General features: G+C 72.3%; 15 protein-coding genes. 12 read left to right on the top strand and 3 right to left on the bottom strand.

Going from position 1 to position 23235, the window contains the following annotated elements:
• The first annotated feature begins 2 nt into the window (after window positions 1–2).
• From hemB to ACFWGP_RS00830, 11 genes are all read left to right on the top strand, one after another.
• Window positions 3–1001, top strand: coding sequence for a porphobilinogen synthase (gene hemB, locus ACFWGP_RS00880; protein ID WP_231429087.1), 999 nt, complete (start codon window positions 3–5; stop codon window positions 999–1001).
• Window positions 998–2335, top strand: coding sequence for a glutamate-1-semialdehyde 2,1-aminomutase (gene hemL, locus ACFWGP_RS00875; protein WP_231429086.1), 1338 nt, complete (start codon window positions 998–1000; stop codon window positions 2333–2335). The genes hemB and hemL overlap by 4 nt, the downstream gene beginning before the upstream one ends.
• Window positions 2336–2444: 109 nt before the next feature.
• The gene (locus ACFWGP_RS00870; protein WP_231429085.1) at window positions 2445–2825 is read left to right on the top strand and encodes a hypothetical protein; all 381 of its coding nucleotides are present in this window, start codon (window positions 2445–2447) and stop codon (window positions 2823–2825) included.
• 228 nt (window positions 2826–3053) lie between these two features.
• Window positions 3054–4193, top strand: coding sequence for a serine/threonine-protein kinase (locus ACFWGP_RS00865; protein WP_231429084.1), 1140 nt, complete (start codon window positions 3054–3056; stop codon window positions 4191–4193).
• The gene (locus ACFWGP_RS00860) at window positions 4193–10165 is read left to right on the top strand and encodes an Ig-like domain-containing protein (RefSeq protein WP_376929923.1); all 5973 of its coding nucleotides are present in this window, start codon (window positions 4193–4195) and stop codon (window positions 10163–10165) included. The genes ACFWGP_RS00865 and ACFWGP_RS00860 overlap by 1 nt, the downstream gene beginning before the upstream one ends.
• Window positions 10166–10220: 55 nt before the next feature.
• Window positions 10221–11186, top strand: a complete 966-nt coding sequence (locus tag ACFWGP_RS00855) for a MoxR family ATPase (protein ID WP_231429082.1) — start codon at window positions 10221–10223, stop codon at window positions 11184–11186.
• On the top strand, window positions 11183–12571 hold the full coding sequence (locus ACFWGP_RS00850) for a DUF58 domain-containing protein (protein ID WP_376929922.1): 1389 nt from the start codon (window positions 11183–11185) through the stop codon (window positions 12569–12571). The genes ACFWGP_RS00855 and ACFWGP_RS00850 overlap by 4 nt, the downstream gene beginning before the upstream one ends.
• Window positions 12568–15138, top strand: a complete 2571-nt coding sequence (locus ACFWGP_RS00845) for a transglutaminase-like domain-containing protein (RefSeq protein WP_231429080.1) — start codon at window positions 12568–12570, stop codon at window positions 15136–15138. The genes ACFWGP_RS00850 and ACFWGP_RS00845 overlap by 4 nt, the downstream gene beginning before the upstream one ends.
• Window positions 15135–16664 (top strand): DUF5684 domain-containing protein, encoded by a 1530-nt coding sequence (locus tag ACFWGP_RS00840; protein ID WP_231429079.1) that lies wholly within the window; start codon window positions 15135–15137, stop codon window positions 16662–16664. The genes ACFWGP_RS00845 and ACFWGP_RS00840 overlap by 4 nt, the downstream gene beginning before the upstream one ends.
• A 14-nt stretch (window positions 16665–16678) precedes the next feature.
• Window positions 16679–17500, top strand: coding sequence for a PP2C family serine/threonine-protein phosphatase (locus tag ACFWGP_RS00835; RefSeq protein ID WP_231429078.1), 822 nt, complete (start codon window positions 16679–16681; stop codon window positions 17498–17500).
• Window positions 17497–18111 carry a hypothetical protein gene (locus ACFWGP_RS00830; protein WP_231429077.1) on the top strand — a complete coding sequence of 205 codons (615 nt, stop codon included), beginning with the start codon at window positions 17497–17499 and terminating at the stop codon, window positions 18109–18111. The genes ACFWGP_RS00835 and ACFWGP_RS00830 overlap by 4 nt, the downstream gene beginning before the upstream one ends.
• A gap of 31 nt (window positions 18112–18142) precedes the next feature.
• Here the strand turns inward: ACFWGP_RS00830 and ACFWGP_RS00825 are convergent, their stop codons facing one another.
• Window positions 18143–18526 (bottom strand): DUF1304 domain-containing protein, encoded by a 384-nt coding sequence (locus ACFWGP_RS00825; RefSeq protein WP_231429076.1) that lies wholly within the window; start codon window positions 18524–18526, stop codon window positions 18143–18145.
• Window positions 18527–18753: 227 nt separating this feature from the next.
• Here ACFWGP_RS00825 and ACFWGP_RS00820 point away from each other — a divergent pair, with 227 nt between their 5' ends.
• Entirely contained in the window at window positions 18754–20157 is a 1404-nt protein-coding gene (locus ACFWGP_RS00820; RefSeq protein WP_376929921.1) for a recombinase family protein, read from the top strand.
• A gap of 176 nt (window positions 20158–20333) precedes the next feature.
• Here the strand turns inward: ACFWGP_RS00820 and ACFWGP_RS00815 are convergent, their stop codons facing one another.
• Both ACFWGP_RS00815 and ACFWGP_RS00810 read right to left on the bottom strand, forming a co-directional pair.
• Window positions 20334–20864: a hypothetical protein gene (locus tag ACFWGP_RS00815; protein ID WP_376929920.1), complete on the bottom strand. Its 531-nt coding sequence runs from the start codon at window positions 20862–20864 to the stop codon at window positions 20334–20336.
• Between the two features lie 579 nt (window positions 20865–21443).
• Window positions 21444–23234, bottom strand: a complete 1791-nt coding sequence (locus tag ACFWGP_RS00810; protein ID WP_376929919.1) for an ATP-dependent endonuclease — start codon at window positions 23232–23234, stop codon at window positions 21444–21446.
• Window position 23235 lies beyond the last annotated feature (1 nt).

The raw sequence follows: 23235 nt of genomic DNA, 5'->3' as shown, positions 1-23235 counted from the left end.
CGGTGAGTTCCGCGCCCCTTCCCCGCGTCCGACCGCGCCGGCTCCGCGAGACCCCGGCCCTGCGCCGCCTCGTCTCCGAGACCCGCCTCGACCCCGCCGACCTCGTGCTGCCGATCTTCGTGCGCGAGGGCGCGGCGGCTCCCGTGCCGATCGGCTCGATGCCGGGGGTCGTGCAGCACTCGCTCGAGAGCCTGCCGCAGGCGGTCGACGAGGCCGCGGCCGCCGGGCTCGGCGGCGTGATGCTCTTCGGCGTGCCCGCGGTGCGCGACGCGCGCGGCTCGGGTGCGACCGACCCCGACGGCATCCTCAACGTCGCGACGCGCGTCGCCGCCGAGGCATCCGCCGGCCGCCTGGTCGTGCAGACCGACCTCTGCCTCGACGAGTTCACCGACCACGGGCACTGCGGCGTGCTCGACGAGCGCGGTCGTGTCGACAACGACGCGACCCTCGAGCGCTACACCGCCATGGCGCTCGCCCAGGCGCGTGCCGGCTCCGAGCTGCTGGGCCTCAGCGGCATGATGGACGGCCAGGTCGCCGCCGTGCGCGAGGCGCTCGACGACGCCGGCCGGCAGGACGTCGCGATCCTCGCCTACTCGGCGAAGTACGCGAGCGCGTTCTACGGTCCGTTCCGCGACGCGGTCGAGTCGACGCTCGAGGGCGACCGCCGCAGCTACCAGCTCGACCCTGGCAACCGCCGCGAGGGCCTGCGCGAGGCGATGATCGACATCGACGAGGGCGCCGACGTCGTCATGGTGAAGCCCGCGGGCGGCTACCTCGACGTGCTCGCCGACGTCGCCGCCGCGAGCGAGGTGCCCGTCTGGGCGTACCAGGTGTCGGGCGAGTACGCGATGATCGAGGCCGCCGCCGCGCACGGCTGGATCGACCGCAAGCGCGCCGTCGTCGAGTCGGTGCGCTCGATCAAGCGCGCCGGCGCCGACGCCGTGCTCACGTACTGGGCCGTCGAACTGGCCGAGTGGATCCGGAAGGGGGACGCCGCGTGACCGCGACGCCGACCAACGCCGAACTGTTCGCCCGCGCGCAGGCCGCGATCCCGGGCGGGGTGAACTCGCCTGTGCGCGCGTTCCGCTCGGTCGGCGGCACCCCGCGCTTCTTCGTCTCGGCGAAGGGCGCCTACCTCACCGACGTCGAGGGCCGCGAGTACGTCGACCTGGTCGCCGGATGGGGGCCCGCGATCCTGGGCCACGCCGACCCGCGGGTCGTGCAAGCGGTGCAGGACGCCGCGGCGCGAGGCCTCTCGTTCGGCTCGTCGACCCCCGCCGAGACCGAACTGGCCGAACTCGTCGAGGGCCGAGTCGCACCGGTCGAGCAGCTGCGGCTCGTGTCGACGGGCACCGAGGCGACGATGAGCGCCATCCGCCTCGCCCGGGGATTCACCGGCCGCGACCTGCTCGTGAAGTTCGCCGGGCACTACCACGGCCACTCCGACGGCCTCCTCGCCGAGGCGGGGTCGGGCCTCGCGACGTTCGCCCTGCCCGGCTCGGCCGGCGTTCCCGCCGAGATCGCCGCGCTCACCCTCGTCGTGCCCTACAACGACCTCGACGCGCTCCGCGCCGTGTTCGCCGAGCACGGCGACCGCATCGCCGCCGTCATCGTCGAGGCGGCGGCCGCCAACATGGGCGTCGTGCCGCCCGCGCCGGGCTTCAACCGCGCGCTCGTCGACCTCGCCCACGCCAACGGCGCGCTCGTCATCAGCGACGAGGTGCTCACCGGATTCCGCGTGTCGGAGGCCGGCTGGTGGGGCGTCGAGGCGCGGCACGAGGCATCCGCCTACACGCCCGACCTCATGACGTTCGGCAAGGTCATCGGCGGCGGCATGCCGGTCGCGGCCCTCGGCGGCCGCGCCGAGATCATGCAGCGACTCGCCCCGCTCGGCCCCGTCTACCAGGCCGGCACGCTCTCGGGGAACCCGGTCGCGGTCGCCGCGGGCATCGCGACGCTGCGCGCCGCCGACGCCGCGGTGTACGCGAGGCTGGATGCCGCGGCCGAGGCGATCAGCGAGGCCGTGACCGCCGCGCTCGCCGCGGAGGGTGTCGCCCACCGGGTGCAGCGCGCCGGCAACCTCTTCAGCTTCGTGTTCGGCGAGGACGTCGCGGGCGACGAGGTGCGCGACTACGCGACCGTGCAACGGCAGGAGTCGTGGCGCTACGCCCCGTTCTTCCACGCGATGCTCGACGCCGGCGTCTCGCTGCCGCCGAGCGTGTTCGAGGCCTGGTTCGTGACCGCGGCCCATGACGACGTCGCGATCGGGCGCATCGTCGAGGCGCTGCCGGCCGCGGCTCGGGCTGCGGCACGCGCCGTTCCGTCGGTCGGGTAGCGACGAAGGAGCGTCCCGAGGCCGCTGAGCGGCGGGTTGCGATGCACCTCTTCCGGCGTCGGGCGCGACTCGACCGGCGGTTGTCCCAGGTTTCGGGCAGGATGGGAGTATGGCGAAGCTCCGCGTGCATCACGACCGGGTCGAGGTCCACCTCACCGCGGCCGAGAAGTCGCTCGCGCTCCGTGCCGACGACCTCGTGGTGCAGCGCGACGACATCCGGTCGGCGACCATCACCGACGACCCGTGGATCTGGATCCGCGGCATCCGCCGACGCGGCACCGAGGTGCCCCTCGTCATCGCCGTCGGCGTGTGGAAGTACCACGGCGGCAGCGACTTCGTGATCGTCAAGGGCAAGCGCCAGGCCGTCGTGCTCGAGCTGGCCGACGGCGAGTTCGCCCGCATCATCCTGAGCACGAACCACGCGGCCGAGCTCATCGACCGCCTCCGGCTCACCCCCGTCGACGACCCCGCCGACGGCGCCGGCGAGTAGTCGCCGCGAGGCTCGGCGACCCGTTCGTGGCGCGCCCGCGTCATCTCGTCGCGCCCGGATTCGGCGGCACGACCGCCCTCGTTTAGGATGTCCCCCGGATGCCGCGGCCCTGCCGCGCCGCCGTCCGGGGGATGTTCGTCGCCGTCGGCGGTCTCGGCGAGGCGTCCGTCACCCGAACCCGACCGGCCCCGCCGGTGACCCGAACAGCTGGCAGGAGGGGCGCAGCTCGTGGCGAAACGCCTGCCCTCGGCACCACCCGTGCTCTCCGGGTACAGCTACGTGCGACCCCTCGGCACCGGGGGCTTCGCCGACGTGTTCCTCTACGAGCAGGACCTGCCCCGCCGCGTCACCGCCGTCAAGGTGCTGCTCGTCGACGTCGTCGACCCCGACGCCCGCCGCTCGTTCACGGTCGAGGCCGACGCGATGGCCCGGCTGAGCGCCCACCCCTCGATCGTCACGATCTACCAGGCCTCGATCTCGGCCGACGGCCGCCCGTACTTCGTCATGGAGTACTGCCCCGAATCGCTCGGCGCCCGCTCGAAGCGCGGCCCGATGCCCGTCGGCGAGGTGCTCGACATCGGCGTGCGCATGGCCGGCGCCCTCGAGACCGCGCACCGCTCGGGCCTGCTGCACCGCGACATCAAGCCCTCGAACCTGCTCGTCAACTCGCTGGGCGCCCCGGTGCTCGCCGACTTCGGCATCGCGGGCGCGATCAGCGACGACGGCACGGGCGACACGTTCGCGATGTCGATCCCGTGGAGCGCCCCCGAGGTGCTCGGCGAACGCACCACCGGCACCGTCGCGACCGAGATCTGGAGCCTCGGCGCCACGCTCTACACGCTGCTCGCCGGCCACAGCCCGTTCGAGCTGCCCGATCGCAGCCGCAACACCGTCGATCAGCTCTCGCGCCGCGTGCTCGGCGCGAAGTTCACGCCGCTCGCCCCGCGCGGGGTGCCGGCCCGCATCGACACCGTGCTCTCGACGGCGATGCAGCGCGACCCGGCTCGTCGCTACGGCACGATGGCCGAGTTCGGCGAGGCGCTGCGCTGGGCCCAGTACGAGTTGGGCGTCGCGCCCACGAGCCTCGAGGTCGCGTCGCCCGAGTGGGCGGCTGCGGCGCCGCTCGATTTCGCGGATGCCTCGGAGCGCGGCCCCGTCGTCACCACCGTGAACCCCGACTCTCGTCGGGCGGGCCGGGCGGCCGCCGTCGCCGCGGCGCGCCCTTCAGGACCGCGCGTCGACGACGGCGGCCTCGCACCCGCCAGGGCGCGCGGCGGCGTGTGGAAGCCCCTGCTCATCGGCGTCGGTTCGGCCGTCGTCGTCATCGGGCTGGCCGCGGCCGGGCTCGTCCTGTCGGGGGCGATCTGATGGCGGGCCGCCGGGGCGCGATCATCGCCTCGATCGCGGGGATCGCCGCGGTCGCGACCGTCGTCACGCTCGCGGTCACGGCGAACGGCTACGAGGCGCAGGAGGTGCCCCAGCTCGAGACCTCGATCTGGGTGACGCGCGACGCCGGCCAGTACGCGCGCGTCAACACCGACCTCGCCGAGATCGACCTCGTACGCGACGTCGACGACCCGAGCACCGTCGTGCAGTCGGGCTCGACGGCCGCGATCTACAGCCAGGGCCTGCGGCAGCGCTGGGCGATCGACCCCGCCGAACCCGTCGACCTCGTCGCTGAGGACGGCGGCGGTTCGGTGCCCACGCCGACCGGAACGCGCGACGTCGTCACGGCGGGCGACTGGGTCGCCTACCGTACCGACACCGGTACCGTGCACGCGGGGCGCATCGACGGCGACGACGCCTTCCCGGTCGACCCCTACGCCGAGGCTCGCAGCGACGACGGAGGCGACGGCGAGGGCGACGAGACGTACGCCGCGACCGCCGTCGGCGTGTCGTCGGCGGGACTGATCGCGATGTACTCGGCCCGCGAGGAGGCCGTTCGGCTCTACGACGCGTCGACGGGCGAGTTCACCGGCGGCGAGATGGGGGTGCCCGAGCCGCCCGCGGCCGACGCGTCCCTCGAGCTGACCGTGCTCGGCGAACGCTGGGTCATGCTCGACCCCGCCGACGGACGTGTCTGGCTGTCGGGGCGCGACGCGCCGGTCGCCCTCGACGTGGCGCCCGACGCGCGCCTGCAGCAGGGCTCCGGCCCCGAGGCATCCGTGCACGTCGCCGACTCGGCCGGCCTCGTCGAGCTGCCGCTCGACGGCGGCGACGCCGATCGCGTGGTCGAGGCGAGCGGGGCGCCCGCCCAGCCGATCCTCGTGGGCGACGAGCTCGTGGCGGCCTGGCTCTCGACCGACGGCGGGGCCGTGTGGACGTCGAGCGGCGGCGAGACGGTGCCGCTCGAGGTGCCCGAGGGCGAGGCCGCCGGCGAGGGACCGCAGTCGCTCACCCCCGTGCTTCGCGGCAACGGCGACCGAGCCGTGCTCAACGAGACCTCGTCGGGCATCGTCTGGACGGTGCCCGACGGCCGCGTGGTGCCGCTCGAGCAATGGGAGCTCGACGACGAGATCGAGGACCGGGTCGGCACGGAGGAGGTCGAGGACCTCGCCCGCCAGGAGCCGCCGGTCGCCGTGGCCGACAGCTTCGGCGTGCGGTCGGGCCAGCAGGTCGAGCTCCCCGTGCTCTACAACGACCACGACCCCAACGCGAAGGACGTGCTCACGGTCGACCCCGCGTCGATCACGGGCGGCTTCGCCGACCCCGCCTTCGGCGAGCTCGCGCTCACCTCGAACGACCAGACGCCGACCGTGCGGGTGCGCGCCGAGTCGGGGTCGACGACGTTCACCTACGCGGTGACCGACGGGTCGGCGAGCTCGGCGCCCGTGACGGTCACGCTCACCGTGGTGCCCTCCGACGTGAACTCCGCACCGGTCTGGTGCGGCGTCGACGACTGCCTGCAGACCTGGCCCGAGCCGCAGCTCATGCCCGGCGGCACGGCGCTCGTGTCGGTGCTGCCCGGCTGGGTCGACCCAGAGGGCGACGCGTTCGTGCTCGCCGACGCCCAGCCCGTCGACGCGAGCGCACCGGTGACGGTCGTGCCGATGGCCGACGGTCGCGTCGCGATCCGCCACACCGACCCGAACGCCGCCGCCGAGAAGGTGCAGGTGCGACTCACCGTCGCCGACGTGAACGGCGCGGCGACCGAGGCCACGCTCGACGTGCGCGTCACCACGAGCGCCTCGCTCGAGGTCGCGCCGGTCGCGGTGACCGCGGGTGCCGGCGAGACGGCGATCGTCGACATCGCCGAGCACGTGAGCGGCGGCTCCGGCTCGTTGCGACTGCTCGACGCCGTTCCCACGGCCGCGGCCGCGGGCGCCGGGCTCGTCGTCGTGCCGAACGCCGCCGCCGGCGAGGTCGAGCTCTCGGCCGAGAAGCCGGGCGCCTACCTCGCGACGTTCACCGTGCAGGACCTGGTGACCCGCGCCGAGCAGACCGCGACGATCCGCGTCACGGTCGCAGCTCCCGGTGCGCCCGTCGCACTCGCCCCGATGACGGCGTTCGTGCGTGCGGGCGAGGACACGATGGTCGACGTGCTCGGCGCGGCGCAGAACACGAGCGGTCGCGTGCTCGTCGTCACCGGCGCGGTGTCGGGCAGCCCCGAGCTCGGCGTCGGCGTCGTCGCCCAGTCGCAGGTGCGGGTGACGGGCGTGACCCGCAACGGCGAGCCGGGCCTCGTCGGCCGGGCGAAGGTGACGGTCGCCGACGGTGCCGGTGCGACGGCGACCGGCGACCTCAGCGTGTTCCTCGTCGCGCCCTCGGCGGGAATCAGCCCCATCGCGATGCCCGACACGGTCACGATGCGCGTCGGCGAGCTCATCTCGATCCCCGTGACCGACAACGACGTGAGCCCGCGCGCCGAGGCGCTCGTCGTGCACCCCGAGGTGTCGAGTTCGGGCGCCGACGGCGAGCTCGCCTTCGCCTCGGGCGACGAGGTGCGCTACCTCGCGCCCAAGACGCCCGGCACCTACGAGCTCGGCTACGCGGTCGGGCTCGCGCAGGCGCCCGAGCGCCTCGACCACTCGACCGTCACGGTGACGGTGCTGCCCGACGGAGCCAACCGCGCGCCCGAGCCGCACCCGCTCGTCGCCCGCGTGCTGAGCGGCCAGAGCGTGCGCATCCCCGTGCCCTCGACCGGGATGGACCCCGACGGCGACCGCACCGTGCTCGTCGGCGTCGCCCAGCCCAAGGCGGGCCTCGGCATCGCGACCATCTCGGCGGAGGGCGACGCGATCGTCTACACCGCGCCCGAGAACGGCACCGGAGACGGCCAGCCGTCGTTCGAGTACACCGTGCGCGACGCCTCGGGCTCCGAGGGCGAGGGGCGCGTGCGAGTCGGCGTGCTCACCGCCGCCGTGACCGACGCCGCACCCGTGACGTTCAGCGACTACGTGCGCGTGCAGCAGTCGGCCGCGTCGCCCGTCACGGTCGAGCCCGCCGGCAACGACCTCGACCCCGCCCAGGGCGAGCTCGAGCTCGTCAAGGTGGTGCCGAACGCGCCCGAGGGCAGCCCCGAGCACGACCGGCTCGCCGCGCTCATCGACCCGTCGACCGATCCCGCCGCCGGTCGCGTCGTGCTGCACCCCGGCGACGTCGCCGGTTCCAACTCGTATCGCTACACCGTGCGATCGGAGCGCACCTCGAGCACGGCCGAGGGACTCATCGTGGTCAAGGTCACCGAGGGCGAGTCGCCCGACGCACCCGTGGTCGCCGACACGGTCGTCACGGCGCGTTCGCGCGCCGACCTGCCCGAGAAGGGCCTCGACGTGATCGCCGGCCATGTCACCTGGGCCTCGGGCGACCTCGCCGCCCTCGAGCTCGAGCTGTGGGGCAAGGCGCCCTCCGGGTTCCGGGTCGAGGGGCACCGCATAATCGGGCCGCTGCCCGACGGGGGCGCGCTCGTGCCGTTCCGCGTGCACGGCGCCGACCGCGCCGGGCGCGACGCCGAGGCGTTCGGCTTCCTCGTCGTGCCCGCGACCGACGACCTCCGCGTGCAACTGCGAGGGGACCTCGACGACCTCGAGGTGAAGGAGGACGCGAAGGTCTCGTTCGACGTGCGCGAACTGCTCGACCTCGCGCCCGGAGACTCGGCCGAGGTCGGCACCGACGGGTACACGGTCCAGCGCGCGAACGCGACCTGCCGCCCGGTCGCGGGCGGCGGTGCCGAGTACGCGGCCGGGCGCGACGCACCGTGGAGCGACCACTGCCTCGTGCCCGTGCGCCTCGACGGCCAGAAGAGCTGGTCGTGGGTGGGCGTCCCGATCGCGATCGTGCCGCGCGACCCGCAGGCCATCCTCTCGGCCGTGAGCCGCACGGTGGCGCCGGGTGCCTCCGAGAGCGTCGCCCTCTACGACGAGATGACGACGTGGGAGGGCGGCCGCGAGGGCGACCGCGCGAAGCTCGACTACTCGATCTCGTACTCGGGCAGCGCGTTCACCGTCGAGCAGAAGGGCGACGGCGTCACCTTCGAGGCGCACGCGGATGCCCGCCCGGGCACCCGCGAGACCGCGACCGTCAGCGTGAGCGCGTTCGGGGGGCTCACCTCGGCCATCACGCTCGTCGTCGGCCAGGCGCCGCCCGACACTCCGCGCGGCGCCGTCTTCACGCAGCAGTGCTCCGTCGGCGAGGGCGCCTCGTGCACGATCGCGGTCGTCGGCGTGCCGGGCGAGTACGACCCGTTCTCGGGCAAGACGGGCGCGGGCCTCAAGCTCGCCGGCCTCGGGTCGGGCGCGAACAGCTGCCAGGTCGCGAGCATCCGGGCCGTCGACGACCGCTCGGTCACCGTCACCTGGCCGACCGGCAAGAACGCGTTCGGCGGCGAGTGCGTCGTGCCGTTCTCGGTGACCGACGCGCAGGGCCGTTCGGGCGACGGCCGGCTGACGGTCGACCTGCTCGGTCTGCCGCAGGCGCCCGCGTCGGTGTCGACCGCCGACTACACGGCGAACTCGGTGACGCTCGAGGTCTCGCTCGGCGAGGCGCTGCGCGCCCACCCCGAGGTCACCGGCGTCGAGATCCTCGAGGGCGAGCGCGCCGTGCGCGCCGACTGCAAGCCGGGCGCCCCCGGGGTGTGGTGGTGCACGGTCGGCGGGCTGACACCCGGTGAACGGCACCGGTTCGCGGCGCGCGCAGTCAACAGCGTCGGCGTCTCGACCGCGACGAGCCCCGTCGAGACGTGGAGCTACAAGGCCCCCGTCATCTCCGCGGCCTCCGCGTCGCCGGTCTACCGAGAGGGCACGACCGGTCCGAACACGGGCGTCGTCGAGCTGCGCATCTCGGCGGAGCGCGATGCACGCTCGTTCCGGGTGCAGGAGACCGGCCAGGTCATCGACCGCCGTGCTGCGACCACGACGACCGAGCTCACGCTCGTGCCCGGCCCGCAGATGCTCACGCTCGTGCCGATCAGCATCTACGAGCCCCCGACGGGCCGCGGCGGCAACGAGGGCGGCAACGCCGTCGTGCCGATCACGGCGGCCGGGTCGCCCGTCCTGAACCCGAACGGCATCGCGGCGGCCGCGGCGTCGAACACCTCGATCCTCGTGACGGGCGTCGGCCTCGACGCCAACCACAGCGCTCGTGCGTCGGAGCTCGTGTACCTCGCATGGCAGCGGGGCGACGCGCGGTGCTGGGCCGACGGCGACGGGGGGCTCCAGACCTCGGGCGCAGAGGTCGTCTCGAGCTCGTCGACGATCGCCGGGCTGCAGGACAGCCAGCGCTACTACATCAAGGCCTGCGCCTCGAACGGGTACGGCGTCGTCGAGACCGAGACGGTGCGCGCCGACACGATCCACGACGTCGACCCGCCGAGCGGCACGCTGACCTACACGGTCGCGACGGCGCCCGCCGGCGGCGGCGATCACTTCGAGTACCGGCTCGAGCAGGCGCCCGTCGTCGAGGCCGACAACGGGTTCACCCCGTACTTCTACATGTACGGCGAGTGGCGCGAGGACTTCGTGCTCGAGACGTGGGGCACGCCCGGCGACGTCAAGGTGAGGACCTGCAAGCGGTCGTGGTTCGACACGAAGTGCTCCGGCGACGTCGCCATCGTCGCGAAGACCGCGCCGACCGAGGTCACGGTCGACTTCGCGACCGGTTGCATCCCCAGCCAGGACGAGATCGGCGTCACCGTCTCCGATGCGGCGCGCGGCTCGTACGAGATCCGCAACTGGCGCCAGACCGACCCGACGAACGCGCCGCTCGCGGTCGCGTACGACCTCGTGTTCACCGGCGCGTTCATCGCGCTCGATCCGATCCCGCGCACGGGCGAGCTGTGCCCGCAGCCCGAACCGACGCCGACGCCGACGCCGACACCGACGCCCGAGGCGCCGGCGCCCTGACGTCGCAGCACCAGCCCCGAGACATCCCCGACCGCCCTTCGAGAGGAACACCACCGTGACGATCGCCCCGGAGCAATCCGCCTGGTTCGCCGAGACGTTCTCGCTCATCGCCGACAACGTCGAGCAGGCCGTGCTCGGCAAGCGCCACGTCGTCGAGCTCGTGCTCGCGACGGCGATCTCGGGCGGCCACGTGCTGCTCGAGGACGCCCCCGGCACCGGCAAGACCGCGCTCGCCCGCGCGATCGGCCAGACCATCCACGGCACCAGCTCGCGCATCCAGTTCACGCCCGACCTCCTGCCCGGCGACGTCACCGGCATCACGGTCTACGACCAGAAGGCCGGGCAGTTCGAGTTCCACGCCGGCCCGGTGTTCGCGAACATCGTCCTCGCCGACGAGATCAACCGCGCGAGCCCCAAGACGCAGTCGGCGCTGCTCGAGGTCATGGAGGAGGGCAACGTCACGATCGACGGCGTCACCCGCCCGGTCGGCAATCCGTTCATGGTGATCGCGACGCAGAACCCGATCGAGCAGGGCGGCACCTACCGCCTGCCCGAGGCGCAGCTCGACCGCTTCACCGTGAAGACCTCGATCGGCTACCCCGACGAGGCCTCGACCATGCGCATCCTGCAGGCGGTCGGCGCACCGAAGCCGCGCCTCGAGGGCATCGTCGGCACCGACACGGTCGTCGCGATGACCGAGCTGAGCCGCGGGGTCTACGTGAACCCGCTCGTCTCCGACTACATCATGCGCATCGTCGACGCGACCCGCCGCGCCAGCGAGGTGCGCCTCGGTGTGAGCGTGCGCGGTGCCATCGCGCTGTCGCGCCTCGCGATGACCTGGGCCGCGGCCGCGGGCCGCACGTATGCGACCCCCGACGACGTGCGCGAGCTCGCCGTCGCCGCGCTCGCGCACCGCCTCGTGCTCGAGCCCGAGGCCGAGTTCGACGGGGTGACCGCGATCGCCGTGGTCAACCAGATCCTGCTCGACGTGCCGGCGCCCCGGGAGAACGGCGTGGCGTGACCGAACCGACCGATCTCCTCCACAAGCCCGCGACCGCCGACACGCTCACCTCGACGCGTGGCGCGACGGTCACGAGGCTCTCGCGCACGCGCCGCGGCCCCGTGGCCGAGGGCGCGGCGCGACTGCGCCGCGGCGCGCGGTGGGCGGGCGGCGCGGTCCTGCGCGCCGTCGAGTGGGTGCGGGAGACGGTCTCACCGGCGGGGATGCTGCTCGCGGGGCTCGTCGTCGCCGGCATCGCCTGCGGTGCCGTGTTCGGGTGGTTCGAGGCCTGGGTGGTCGCGGTGATGGCGGCGACGCTCCTCGTCGTGTGCGTGCCGTTCCTGCTCGGGGCGCACGACTACCGGGTGAAGCTCGAGCTCGACCGCGACCGGGTGGTCGCCGGCTCCGAGATCCGCGGCACCCTCGACCTCGTCAACAGCGGGTCGCGGCCGTCGCTGCCGGGCGTCGTCGACATCCCGGTCGGCAAGGGCCTCGTCGAGGCGCACATCCCGCTGCTGCGCGGCGGCGGGCATCACCGCGAAGAGCTCGTGATCGCGGCGCAGCGCCGGGGCATCATCGACGTCGGCCCGATGACGGTCTCGCGCGGCGACCCGTTGCGGGTGCTGCGACGCGAGATGAGCTGGCCCGAGGTGCAGCGCGTGCACGTGCACCCGGTCACGGTGGCGCTGCCGCCGTCGAGCGCGGGCCTCATCCGCGACCTCGAGGGCGCCCCGTCGAACCAGCTCGTCGACGCCGACCTGTCGTTCCATGCGGTGCGCGAGTACGTGGTCGGCGACTCGCAGCGGCACGTGCACTGGAAGTCCACGGCCCGCACCGGCAAGCTCATGGTGCGCCAGTACGAGGAGTCGCGCCACGCCCGCATCGCCGTGCTGCTCGACCTCGACCTCGACGGCTACTCGAGCGACGACGAGTTCGAGACCGCCGTCAGCGCCGCCGCCTCGCTCGGCGTGCAGGGCGTGCACGAGGGTCGCGACGTGCTCGTCGGCGTGAGCGCCTGGCTCGACACCGCCGACCGCGGCGCCGTGCAGTCGATGCGGTCACTGCCGACCGTCACGTCCCGCGTGCTGCTCGACGGCATGTCGGGCCTCGAGGGCGGCTCCGCCGCCGGAACGGGTGCACGCGTCATCCGCCTCGAATCGGTCGCGGCCCTCGTCGCCCAGTCGTTCGGCGACCTCTCGATCGCGTTCCTCGTGACCGGCTCGCAGGTGCCGCTGCAGCGGCTGCGTCGGGCCGCGATCACCCTGCCGCCGGGCATCACGGTCGTCGCGGTGCGCTGCGAGCCGGGCGCCGAGCCCGGTGCGCGCCGCTCGAGGGAGCTCACGGTGCTCACGCTCGGCGAGCTCGGCGACCTTCCGCAGCTGCTCGCGAGGGGAGCGGTGCGATGACCGACGCGAACGGCCCCCGCACTGCTGCCACCTCCGCGGTCTCCGCCGCGGCGCCGGCCGGCGCCCGGGCGGCGTCACGTGCACGCGACCGCGAGTCGACGCGAACCGCGCTCGGCATCGGCTACGTCGTCGTCGCCGGCCTGCTCGCGACCGTCGCCGCCTGGCCGGTCTACGCCTCGGTGCGCATGCTCGTCGTCGCCGTCGTCGCCATCCTCGCGGGACTCGGGCTCGCCGCCCTCGCCCGCGCCCTGCCGCTGCACGGCGTCGTCAAGGCGATCGTCGTCGTGCTCGCGACCGCCGCGGCGTACGCGATCGTCGTCGTGCCGGTCGCGATCCCGTCGGCGATGGCCGATGCGCCCAGCTGGCTGCGAGGCATCCGCGACGGCTTCGTCGGCGTCGTCGTCGGCTGGAAGCAGCTGCTCACCCTCTCGCTGCCCCTCGGCGAGTACCAGGCGGTGCTCGTGCCGTTCCTGGTCGTGATGCTCGTCGGCACGCTCGTCGCGACGCTCCTGGTCGTGCCCGACCGTCGCACCTCGCCGCTCGCCGTGATCGTCGGACTCGCGATGTCGGGCTTCGGCCTCGCCTTCGGGTCGTCGACGCTCAGCGACCCCTTCGTGATCGGGCCCGTGTCGGTGCCCGCCCCCCGTGAGCTGCTCGTCGGCATCGGGGGACTCGCCGCCGCGCTGGTCTGGCTGCTGCTGCGGTCGCGCTCGATCCGGGCGGTCGCACTGCGCCGGGCGACCGCGGGCACCGTGCAGCGCGCGGGCCTGTCGGGCTGGCCGGCCTGGCGCCGACGCGGACTCGCGGGCGTGCTCGTCGTGCTGGCGCTCGTCGCCGGTGCCGTCGCGACGCCCGCGGCCGCCTCGCTCGCCGACCGCACGGCGCTCCGCGACCGGGTCGAGCCCGAGGTCGTCGTGCGGCAGACCGCCACCCCGCTCGCGAGCTACCGCGCCGCATTCGGCGCCGACCGCATCGACGAGACGTGGCTCGAACTCGACGGCAGCACCACGGGCGTGCAGCGCCTGCGGCTGGCGACCCTGGAGGACTACGACGGCGAGACCTTCCACGTCGCGACCGAGGGCGCGGCGTCGCGGTTCAGCCGGTTGCCGCGTGCTGCGGTGCGTGCGCCCGGCGACGTCGCGTTCGAGGTCGCCGTCGGCGACGGCTACGCGGGCATCTGGGTGCCCGCCCCGCTCGGGCTGCGTGCCGCGCCCGACTTCGGCGGGGCGCGGCAGTCGGCGCTCGACGACGGCTTCCACCGGTCGGCCGACGGATCGACCGCCATCAGCATCGCGAAGATCCCGGATGCCTCGGCCGCGCCTCCGAGCGTCGCGCGAGGGCTCGCGCCGGGCGACGTGTACGACCTCGTCGCGGCGCCCGACACCGTCGCGGCGCAGCTCGGCGAGCCCGGTGCGAGCGCGCAGCTCGACCTCGAGGAGTACCCGGCGCTGTCGGCGTGGCTCGAGCTGCAGGCCCAGCCGAACTCCGCGTCGGGCTTCACCGAGCTCGTGCAGCGCCTCCGCGCCCGCGGCTACCTGAGCCACTCGGCGGTCGACGGTCCCGACGCGGCGGGCTGGATCGGGCAGCTCGGCGGCGGCTACTCCTTCCTGCCCAGCTACTCGGGTCACTCGAAGGCGCGCATCGAGGCGCTCTTCACCGAACTCGTCGACCAGCAGCGTCTGGCGGGTCCGAAGGCCTCCGACGCGGCCCTCGTCGCCGGGATCGGCGACGACGAGCAGTTCGCCGTCGCGACCGCGCTCATCGCCCGCGCCCTCGGCTACGACTCGCGGGTCGTGCTCGGGTTCCGGCTGCCCGGTGCCGATGAGGTGCCGGGGGTCGCGACCTGCACCGACGTCTGCAGGGGCGGTGCGCTCACGGTGTGGACCGAGGTGTCGAGCAGCGGCACCGACGGCTGGGTGCCCGTCGACGCGACGCCGCAGTTCGAGGTCGCGCCGAGCCTGATCCAGGAGGGCGAGCAGCTGCCGCAGCACCCGACGACGCCCGATCGGCCGGACACCGCGACCGTCGATCCGCCGTCGGCGCAGAGCGAGTCGAGCGACGCCGCCGCGGCGCCGCCGAAGGACGACACGGTGTTCGGCTCGTCGCTGTTCGCGACGCTGCGCTGGGTCGGCCTCGGCGTCGCCGCCGCACTGTTCCTCGTGCTCCCGCTGATCGTGCTGTTCGTCGTGAAGGGGGCGCGCACGCGACGGCGTCGCAACGACCCGGTACCCGAGGTGCGCATCGTCGGCGCGTGGGACGAGCTCGTCGACCTCTACATCGACCACGGCGTGATCGACTCCGAGCGCGCCGTCCGCGCCGACACCGCCCGCGCGGCCGGTCGTCCTGCGGCCGTCTCGCTCGCCTCGCTGGTCGCCCGCGCGGTGTTCGCCGGCGACCCGCCGTCGGCCTCCGACGCCGATGCGGCGTGGGCGATCGTCGACACCGAACGGCGCGAGCTCCGCGCGGCTGCTCGCGCTCGACGCCGACTTTCCGCGAGGCTGTCCCTCGCCTCACTCTTCCACCCGTTCCGACCTGCTCGCGCATCACTCGAGGAGCCCGCACGATGACCAACGCCGACACGCAGCAACTCGCCGCGCTCTCGCTCATGATGCTCGGCATCTCCTTCCTCGTCGCCGTCGGCGTGTACGTCTGGTACGCGGTGATGTTCGCGAAGGTGCTGAAGCGCTTCGGCCAGCCCGCATGGTCGGCGTGGGTGCCGGTGTACAACGAGATGCAGCTCTTCAAGATCGGCGGTCAGCAGCCGTGGCTCGCACTGCTGCTCTACGTGCCGCTCGCGCAGATCGTGGGCATCGTGTTCAAGGTGTTCGCGCTCCACCGCATCAGCCAGCAGAGCTGGCGGGGCATCGGCACGACGGTGCTCGGCGTGCTGCTGCCGCCGGTGTGGGCGACCGTGCTCGCGTTCGGCCCGTCGCCCGACCCCGAGCAGGGTCGTATGCCGGTGCGGAGCACGCCGGCCGGTGAGATCCCGCCCGTCGCTCCGACCGGACCGCTCGCGGGCACGGCTCCGGGCGCGCCCGCACCGGCCGCGGCAGCGCCGTCGACCCCGGTCGCTGCGCCGGCCGCTCCCGACGGATGGTTCCTGGCGCAGCAGCAGCAGGCCGGACCGGCGCCGATCGTTCCGCCGGCGCCCACCGCGGCGCCCGTCCAGCCCGCGGCGCCCGTGCAGACCGCGCCGCCGGCCTCGTGGGCGGCACCCGCCAACGCCGCGCCGCCTGCAGCTGCCGTGCCCGGCTCCGCGACGGTCGCCGGCCCGGCCGTGCCGCCGCCGGCCTCCGCCGAGCCGGGCGGAACCGGCGCGACCGGAGGCGCCGCGGCGCTGTCGTCGCTCTTCGCCCCGCCGAGCGACGCGCCCCCCGCACCCGCCGCTGCGCCCGCCGAGCCGGCACGCATTCCCGGACGCATCGAGCCGCTGCCGCCGGCGCCGGTGATGCCGCCGCCCGCGGCGACGCCGGTTTCGCCCGCCGCGACGCCCCCGGCACCGCCTGCTGCGGCCCCGGCACCGCCTGCTGCGGCCCCGGCAACCCCTGCTGCGGCCCCCGCCCCACCCGCGGCGGCCCAGCCCGTGCCGTCTCCTCTGCCGGGGCTGCCGGTCGCGCCGCCGCCCGGCCTCGCCGCAGCCGCCGCGACGCCCATCGCCGGTTACGACCCCGCCGACGCGGAGACGATCGTCACGGGCGACGGCGAGGACGACCCCTTCGACCGGACGGTCGTCGTCACCCGGCGGCCGACCGTGCCGTGGCGCCTCGTGCTCGACGACGGGAACCCGCTCTCGCTCGACGCCGTCGTGGTCGTGCTCGGCCGGAACCCGCGCGAAGCGCTCACGGGCGAGCAGCGCCTCGTCGTGCCCGACCCGAGCCGCACGCTGTCGAAGACCCACGCCGTGCTCCGCCTCGAGGGCGAGCAGTGGGCGATCACCGACCTCGATTCGACCAACGGCGTGATGGTGCCCGACGGCTCGGGCGTCGACCAGCTCATCGACGCGGGCGTGCCGACGCCCGTGGGCGACCGATTCGTGCTCGGCACGCTCGGCGTCCGGCTCGAGCGCGTCGACGAGACCGCGGGCGGCCGATGACCGACGCTCGTGCCGTGATCCTCTCCGCCGCCGCCGCGACCGACGTCGGGCTCGTCCGGCGCGCCAACGAGGACGCCGCCCTCGCCGAATGGCCCGTCTACGTCGTCGCCGACGGCATGGGCGGGTACGAGGCGGGCGACCGGGCGAGCGCCGCGGTGGTCGCGGCATTCCGCGAGCACGTCGTCGGACAGCAGCTCGCGACCGTCACCGACGTGCGCTCGGCCCTCGCGACGGCGAGCGACGCGGTCGCCGCCGTCGCCGCGACGACGGCCCGCGGCGCCGGGTCGACGGTCGCCGGCATCGCCCTCGTCGACGACGACGGCGAACCCGCATGGCTCGTGTTCAACGTCGGCGACTCGCGCGTGTACCGCCATCACGGCACCGTGCTCGAGCAGCTGACCGTCGACCACTCCCTCGGCCAGGAGCTCGTCGACAGCGGGGCAATGCAGCCCGAGGACCTCGCGACGTTCGAACGGCGCAACGTCATCACGCGCGCGATCGGCGCACCCGACTCGACCGCCGACAGCTGGCTGCTGCCCGTGGTGAACGGAGAACGGCTGCTCATCTGCAGCGACGGGCTGACCGGCGAGGTCAGCGACGAGGGCATCCGGGCGACGCTCACCATGAGCGGCCGCCCCGAGTCGGCCGCGGCCGCACTCGTGCAGCGCGCCCGGCAGGCCGGCGGTCGCGACAACATCACGGTCGTCGTGGTCGACGTCGTCTCGGGCGGCATCGACGAGCAGGGCGACGCCACGACCGGGCTGCCGCGACCGACACCGCCCGAGGGGCCCGAGGTCGACGACGAGACCACGATTCCGGTGCGGGGACGCTCATGAGCGACGACACCGACCTGAACGACACCGACCTGAACGTCGACGGCGTGATCGCCGACCGGCACGACGAGGACGCCACCGTCGTCATCAGGGCGGCCGGCGATCCCGACGCGACGATCGTGGTCGAGCGCGGCCATCCCGATGCCGCGGCTCCCGGGGCCGATGCGGCGGATGCCGCCGACGATGCGACGGTCGTCGTGCGCCCGGCCGACTCCGACGACGCCACCCGGGTGGTCGAGCGCGGCGACCAGGTGAAGCAGCGCCTCACGCACGGCGAGCCGGTCATGAACACGCCCCGCCGTCGCGATCGACGCCGCCCGGCCCCCGCCCCGGTCGCCGAGGACGTGCTGCGCACCGCCGAACCCGGTGCCGGCCCCGGCCCGCTCGAACGCTACGAGGTGCGCGAAATCGAGGCATCCGCCCCGCCCGCGCCGCCGCGGTTCGCCGACGGACCGCCGGCCACTCGCGCGACCGACCGCCCGCTGCCGTCGGTGCGCCGCCGGACGCGACGCAGCGCCGCTGCGGCGATCGCCGTCTTCGCGGGGGCGTGCCTCGTCGCCGTCGGCGGGCTCACGGCCGTCGCCCTCGTCGTGCTCGGCGAGCTGCTGGGCTGACCGGTCCCTCGCTCCGGCGGTGCGCTCCGCCTCAGGCGAAGGCGAACAGCACGAAGCCGATCAGCGGGAGCGTGCCCTGCATCAGCGCCGGCTTCAGATAGCCGCGACCCGTCGTCGTGAGCACGGCCGCCGCGAGGAACATGCACGCCGTGGTGAACAGCACGAGCGTCTTGCCGACGGGCATCGCGCCGGCCCAGTACAGCACGAGCCCGAGGGCTGCGCCGATGCCGAGGAACAGGTTGTAGAAGCCCTGGTTGTACGCCATCGGGCGCGTGGCGTCGGCCTGCGCCTGGTCGGCGACGCCGAACCGCTTCCAGGTGGACGGGCGCGTCCACAGCACGCTCTCCATCAGGAAGATGTAGCCGTGCAGGAGGGCGGCGAGGGCGACGAAGACGGTTCCGATGACGGCGGCCATGCCGCGATCGTACGCGCAGTGGATGCCTCGTGGCGGGCGCCGCGCGTGGAGCCGCACCGCGATGAACGGATCTGGGGCGGCACCGGCCCGCAGGCGTGCCGGCCGTACCGAGCGGGTGTCGACGTCAGGCGGCGTCTGTTGCGAGGTGGGTTGCGGGGTCGGGTGGCGGTGGTGATGGTGAGAGCAGAGCATGATCCCGTTACTCACAAGTCACTAATGTGACCTCTATGAAGACGGTGAAGTCTGCAGCGATCTACGCCCGTATCTCGAGCGATCAGACCGGCGAGGGCTTGGGCGTGGCACGGCAGCTCGAGGACTGCCGCAGGCTTGCTGCCGAACGCGGCTGGAAGGTCGGCGCTGAGTACGTCGACAATGACATCTCCGCGTATCGGGGCAAGACTCGACCAGAGTACGCACGAATGCTTGCCGACATCGAGGCCGGACACATCGACGCGGTGATCGCGTACCACCAGGACCGGCTCACTCGTCGTCCGATGGAGTGGGAGCAGTTCGTCGAACTGTGCGACCGCGCCGGGGTCGAGCAATTGGCGACCGTCACGTCGGATATCGACTTCGGCAACGACAACGGGATGCTCGTCGCACGGATTACCGCAGCCGTCGCCGCGAACGAGTCAGCCCGGAAGTCCGCTCGAATCCGGCGGAAGATCCAGCAAAACGTGGAACAGGGCAAGCCCAACGGCGGCGCGCAACGGCCGTTCGGGTACGAACCCGACAAGGTCACTGTGCGCGAGCCCGAGGCCGAAGTCATCCGGCAGCTCGTCGCCCGATTCCTCGCAGGCGAATCACTACGCTCGCTCGTGACCTGGATGAACGATCAGGGCATCCCGACGATGGCCGGGGGCGAGGAATGGCGCACACCGACGCTGCGTCAGATCCTCGTTGGCGGCCGGATCGCCGGCATCCGCGACCACCACGGCGAGCCGGCCGGCCCTGCCGCGTGGCCGGCGATCATCACCCACGACCAGCACGACCAGATCCTCGCGACCATGCGCTCGAAGCAGCGCACCGGGCGGCGCGCACCGCGTCGCTACCTTCTCAGCGGACTGCTCCGCTGTGGGAAGTGCGGCAACCGGCTGTACAGTTCAGCACGGCAGGACCGCCGCCGCTACGTGTGCATGTCCGGCCCTGACCACGGCGGATGCGGCCGACTCACGGTCGTCGCCCCGCCCGTCGAGGAATGGATCGCCGCCGCCGTGCTGCTCAGACTCGACACACCCGAGATGGCCGACACCCTTGCCGGTCGCGCAGCAGCCGACGAGCGCCATGTGGCATTGATCGCGGAACTCAACGCCGCGCAGTCCACGCTGGGGGAACTGGCCGAAATGTTCGGCGCGGGCGAGATCTCCCGCGCGGAACTGCTCGCCGCGAGGAAGCCCGCGGAAGCACGCGTCATCGCGGCGCAACGACAGCTCGACCAGATCACCGGCACCCACGCCCTCGATGGGCTCGTCGGCAACGGAGCCGCGTTGCAAGAGTCATGGGACAGCCTCAACCTCGACCGTCAACACGCGATCGTGCGTGCTGTGTTGGAGCACGCGACGATCTTGCCGGGAACTTCAGGCGCCCGAACCCTGGACCCGTCCCGCATCGTTCCCACTTGGGCCAGCTGAGGGCTCCGGGGTCGCGGCGCCGCCGCTCCGCGGCAGCATGCCGCGATCCCCGGACGCCCCGAGCAGGACCCCAAGTCGGGACACGATCGCCGGATCGGTCACATGCACTGGCACCCCCTGCGCCGCGCACGACGCGATCAACCATGCCCGCACCGATTCGAGATCAACGTTGAGCATCAGCGACCCCACTGAGCCCAGATCGCGGGGGCGCCCTGCCACTCCGGATTCTCCGACGATGACCACCGGGTGAATGGGTCGCCGCCCATCAACTCCGAGGCTTCATCGACCACGGCCTGCGCCGAGGTTCCGGTGAGCCGGATTCGTTCCGGCTGGAATCCCTGCGCCACGTCATACCGATGCAGGCCCAGATCCCGAGCGACCGGATCCGCGAACGTCTTCGCGACGTACTTCGATAGGTATGTCGCCGCGATGCGGGCCTCGGACAGGGCCCCAGCGCCGACCGGCAGGTCGCCGATCAACTTGATTCCGATGTACCCGCGTCCCCACGCCTCATCGATCAGACGCCGCTTGATGTACTTCCCAACCGCGAAATGCGCGTGCAACCCGTGATCGGTCTTGTGCCATTCCGGTACCCATGCATAGGGCAGCGGCTTGCCGCCAAGCCCGTCCCGGAGGTTCCGGAAGAAGTCGCCCAAATGTTCGCGCAGCAAAGCCGGGTCATGGTTGCCCGCGCCGCGGTACGTCAACGTGCCCAGCCGATTCAGTCGGTTCGCCGCGCAGTACCGACGAAGGCGCGACCTCGCCCTCCGACCCGCCTCGGCAAGAGCACGCTCGGGATCCTTCGCTGCACCGCGTGCGACGTACTCCGGAACCCGCCGCACGGAACGCTGAAAGGAGCCTCCGCCCTCACCCGCGGCTGGACAGAGCGTGAAGGACCAGCCCGCGTCCGGGCGGGCAAGAAAGGACAGCGATGAGGTGGAAGGGGAGACTGACACGAGAACCCGTTCGATGGCGCCGACAAGAAGTCGGCCCGAACAGGTATGGGTAGCTTTCGCGCGACGGGCACTGGCCGATTAGTGTCGCGCAGCCCTCCCAGACAAGGGCTCCTCGCTCAGTCTCTTTTGTCCTCCCGACGGGATCTGGGGTGCCCCTTATCCGAGATTGGTTCCAGTCAACCTGGGACCACCGACATTCATCAACACCACGAGCAGGGCACAAACTGCCGCGCGTTCACCCCCTGACGGGGGTGAACGCTTGCCAACGACGGCGCGACAGAGCTCCCGAGTTATGTTGCAGATTCAAGTCAAGCGCGCCGCTTGCGCGCGCTACCCCCGTAGCTTCCTATCCCCGGAAGCAAGGATTCGATCTGCGTGAGCTTGGGTGGCCTGGTTGCATTGCGCGCCCCCGGAGAGCGCCGCCTGCAGCCACCCCGGCCCTTTACGAACCGCAATTTCTGGCGCTAGTCTCTCTAGCTCTCCCTGCTCGACTAGTACCACACCAATGTCGTCGAGCTCGCGAAGCAGCGATGCAACCGCCTGCCTCGCTTCCCCCTTGAATGCCGACAGACCGTGATCCTTTACGGCCCCCCAAGGCGACCCGCCGGTACGAAGCTGCGCGATGACAAGCTCTCTAAACGCTGCCGAATACGGTTCACCTCGGCTCGAATCAAGTGCTGCTGTGATCGCATCCAAGACGTGACCCACCTTCGCTGGCTCCCTGACGGCCCGAAGGTCCGCAGTCGCGATTGACCACAGCTTGGAAACCTCTTCCGTCCAGGCGCCTCCCACCGATTCGACCAGGGCCTTCAGCTTCGACTCATCGGACAGCACGTCGAGGTCCGGAGCGGCGACAACGGGAACGTTCACCGCAGTGAGTGCCGCGCATACCTTCGGCATCCCATCCTTTCCGCCAGTCGGAACGAAAAGGATCTCGTTACGAGGCAAGGGGCCTTCGCCACGCCCTTCACAATCCAGTGCAGCCGCAAGGTATGCGCAATCCCCCTCTGCCTCTGCTACGACGACGAGACGGTGAAATAGACCATCAAGTACATTCGTGTACTTGAGAACAGGGTCCGTCCAAAGTGCCTTCAGCTGGGCAGAGTCCAGTCGGCTCGCCTTAGGCGGTCCGTCACCTCTCGTTAGCCTCACGACGGATACGTCAACACCGGAATCAAGGAGTCCTGTCAGCAGAGCCCGGTCGTGAGTCGCCACAAGGATCTGGACACCGCCGGTAACAGCCAGCCGACCAAGCTCCACTCCGAGTGCATGCGCTTGGGGTGGGTGCAGGAAGGCCTCGGGCTCATCGACAACGATGAGCCGGTAGGCAGCAGTCACCACAGGCAGCAGCTGACCCAGCAAACTCCGCATACCGTCGCCTTGTTCGTCCAGAGGACGCAGACGCGACATCTGCTCACGGTACTCAGTTGGAATGTCGTCTATTCGGGGCGCCTCTAGAGATACTTCACCGACCCGCAGCCGCAACGTTCGCCCAAGGGTATCGAGAGTGAGTTTTGGGCCAAAGATCTGTTGCGTAACCGAGCTAACTTCGTCCAGTAGCGCCTTTGAGTCCTGTAGATAGTGAACGGGATGCTGAGGGGGGTCGCCTACCGACTCCCGCATCTCTGCAGAGCCTCCGATGCTGAAACGGCCCTGGGCGTTTCCGTAGAAAGTCAGGAAGGGCGCGAGCGCGCCCAGACCCTCCAACGGAGAGGGCCATGTCTTCACGAGAACCCTCGGTTGCTCGATGCTTGTCTGCGGACGTTGAAAGCCCGCGGACGTGCCCTGCACCACGAAGTTCGAGTTGTTTCCGAGCCAGGCGATGACGTCGTTGGGTCCGCCCTTGCGAGTTGTTTGAAGCGAGTCAACAGCGACACGCGGTTGCTCCGGGAAGCCTCGCCGATGATTAAGCTTGTCCACCACCTCTCGCAGAATCGTGGATTTTCCGACGTTGTTGGCCCCAACGATCGCTGTAACTCCCGCCTGCTGCAACTCGATGCGCTCTCCGCCGATTAGCTGGATGGAGTCCACCGAAAACTCGAAGGCTTCTGCGTCGCCGTCCGCTAGGTGGGCGTCGTTGGGGAAGGCGAGCTGAATGCGCTCGCGCCAGTCTTGAGTCATG

Source organism: Agromyces sp. NPDC127015, assembly GCF_042725165.1.
GTDB classification, from domain to species: domain Bacteria; phylum Actinomycetota; class Actinomycetes; order Actinomycetales; family Microbacteriaceae; genus Agromyces; species Agromyces chromiiresistens.
This window is presented reverse-complemented; position numbering and strand designations above follow the sequence as displayed.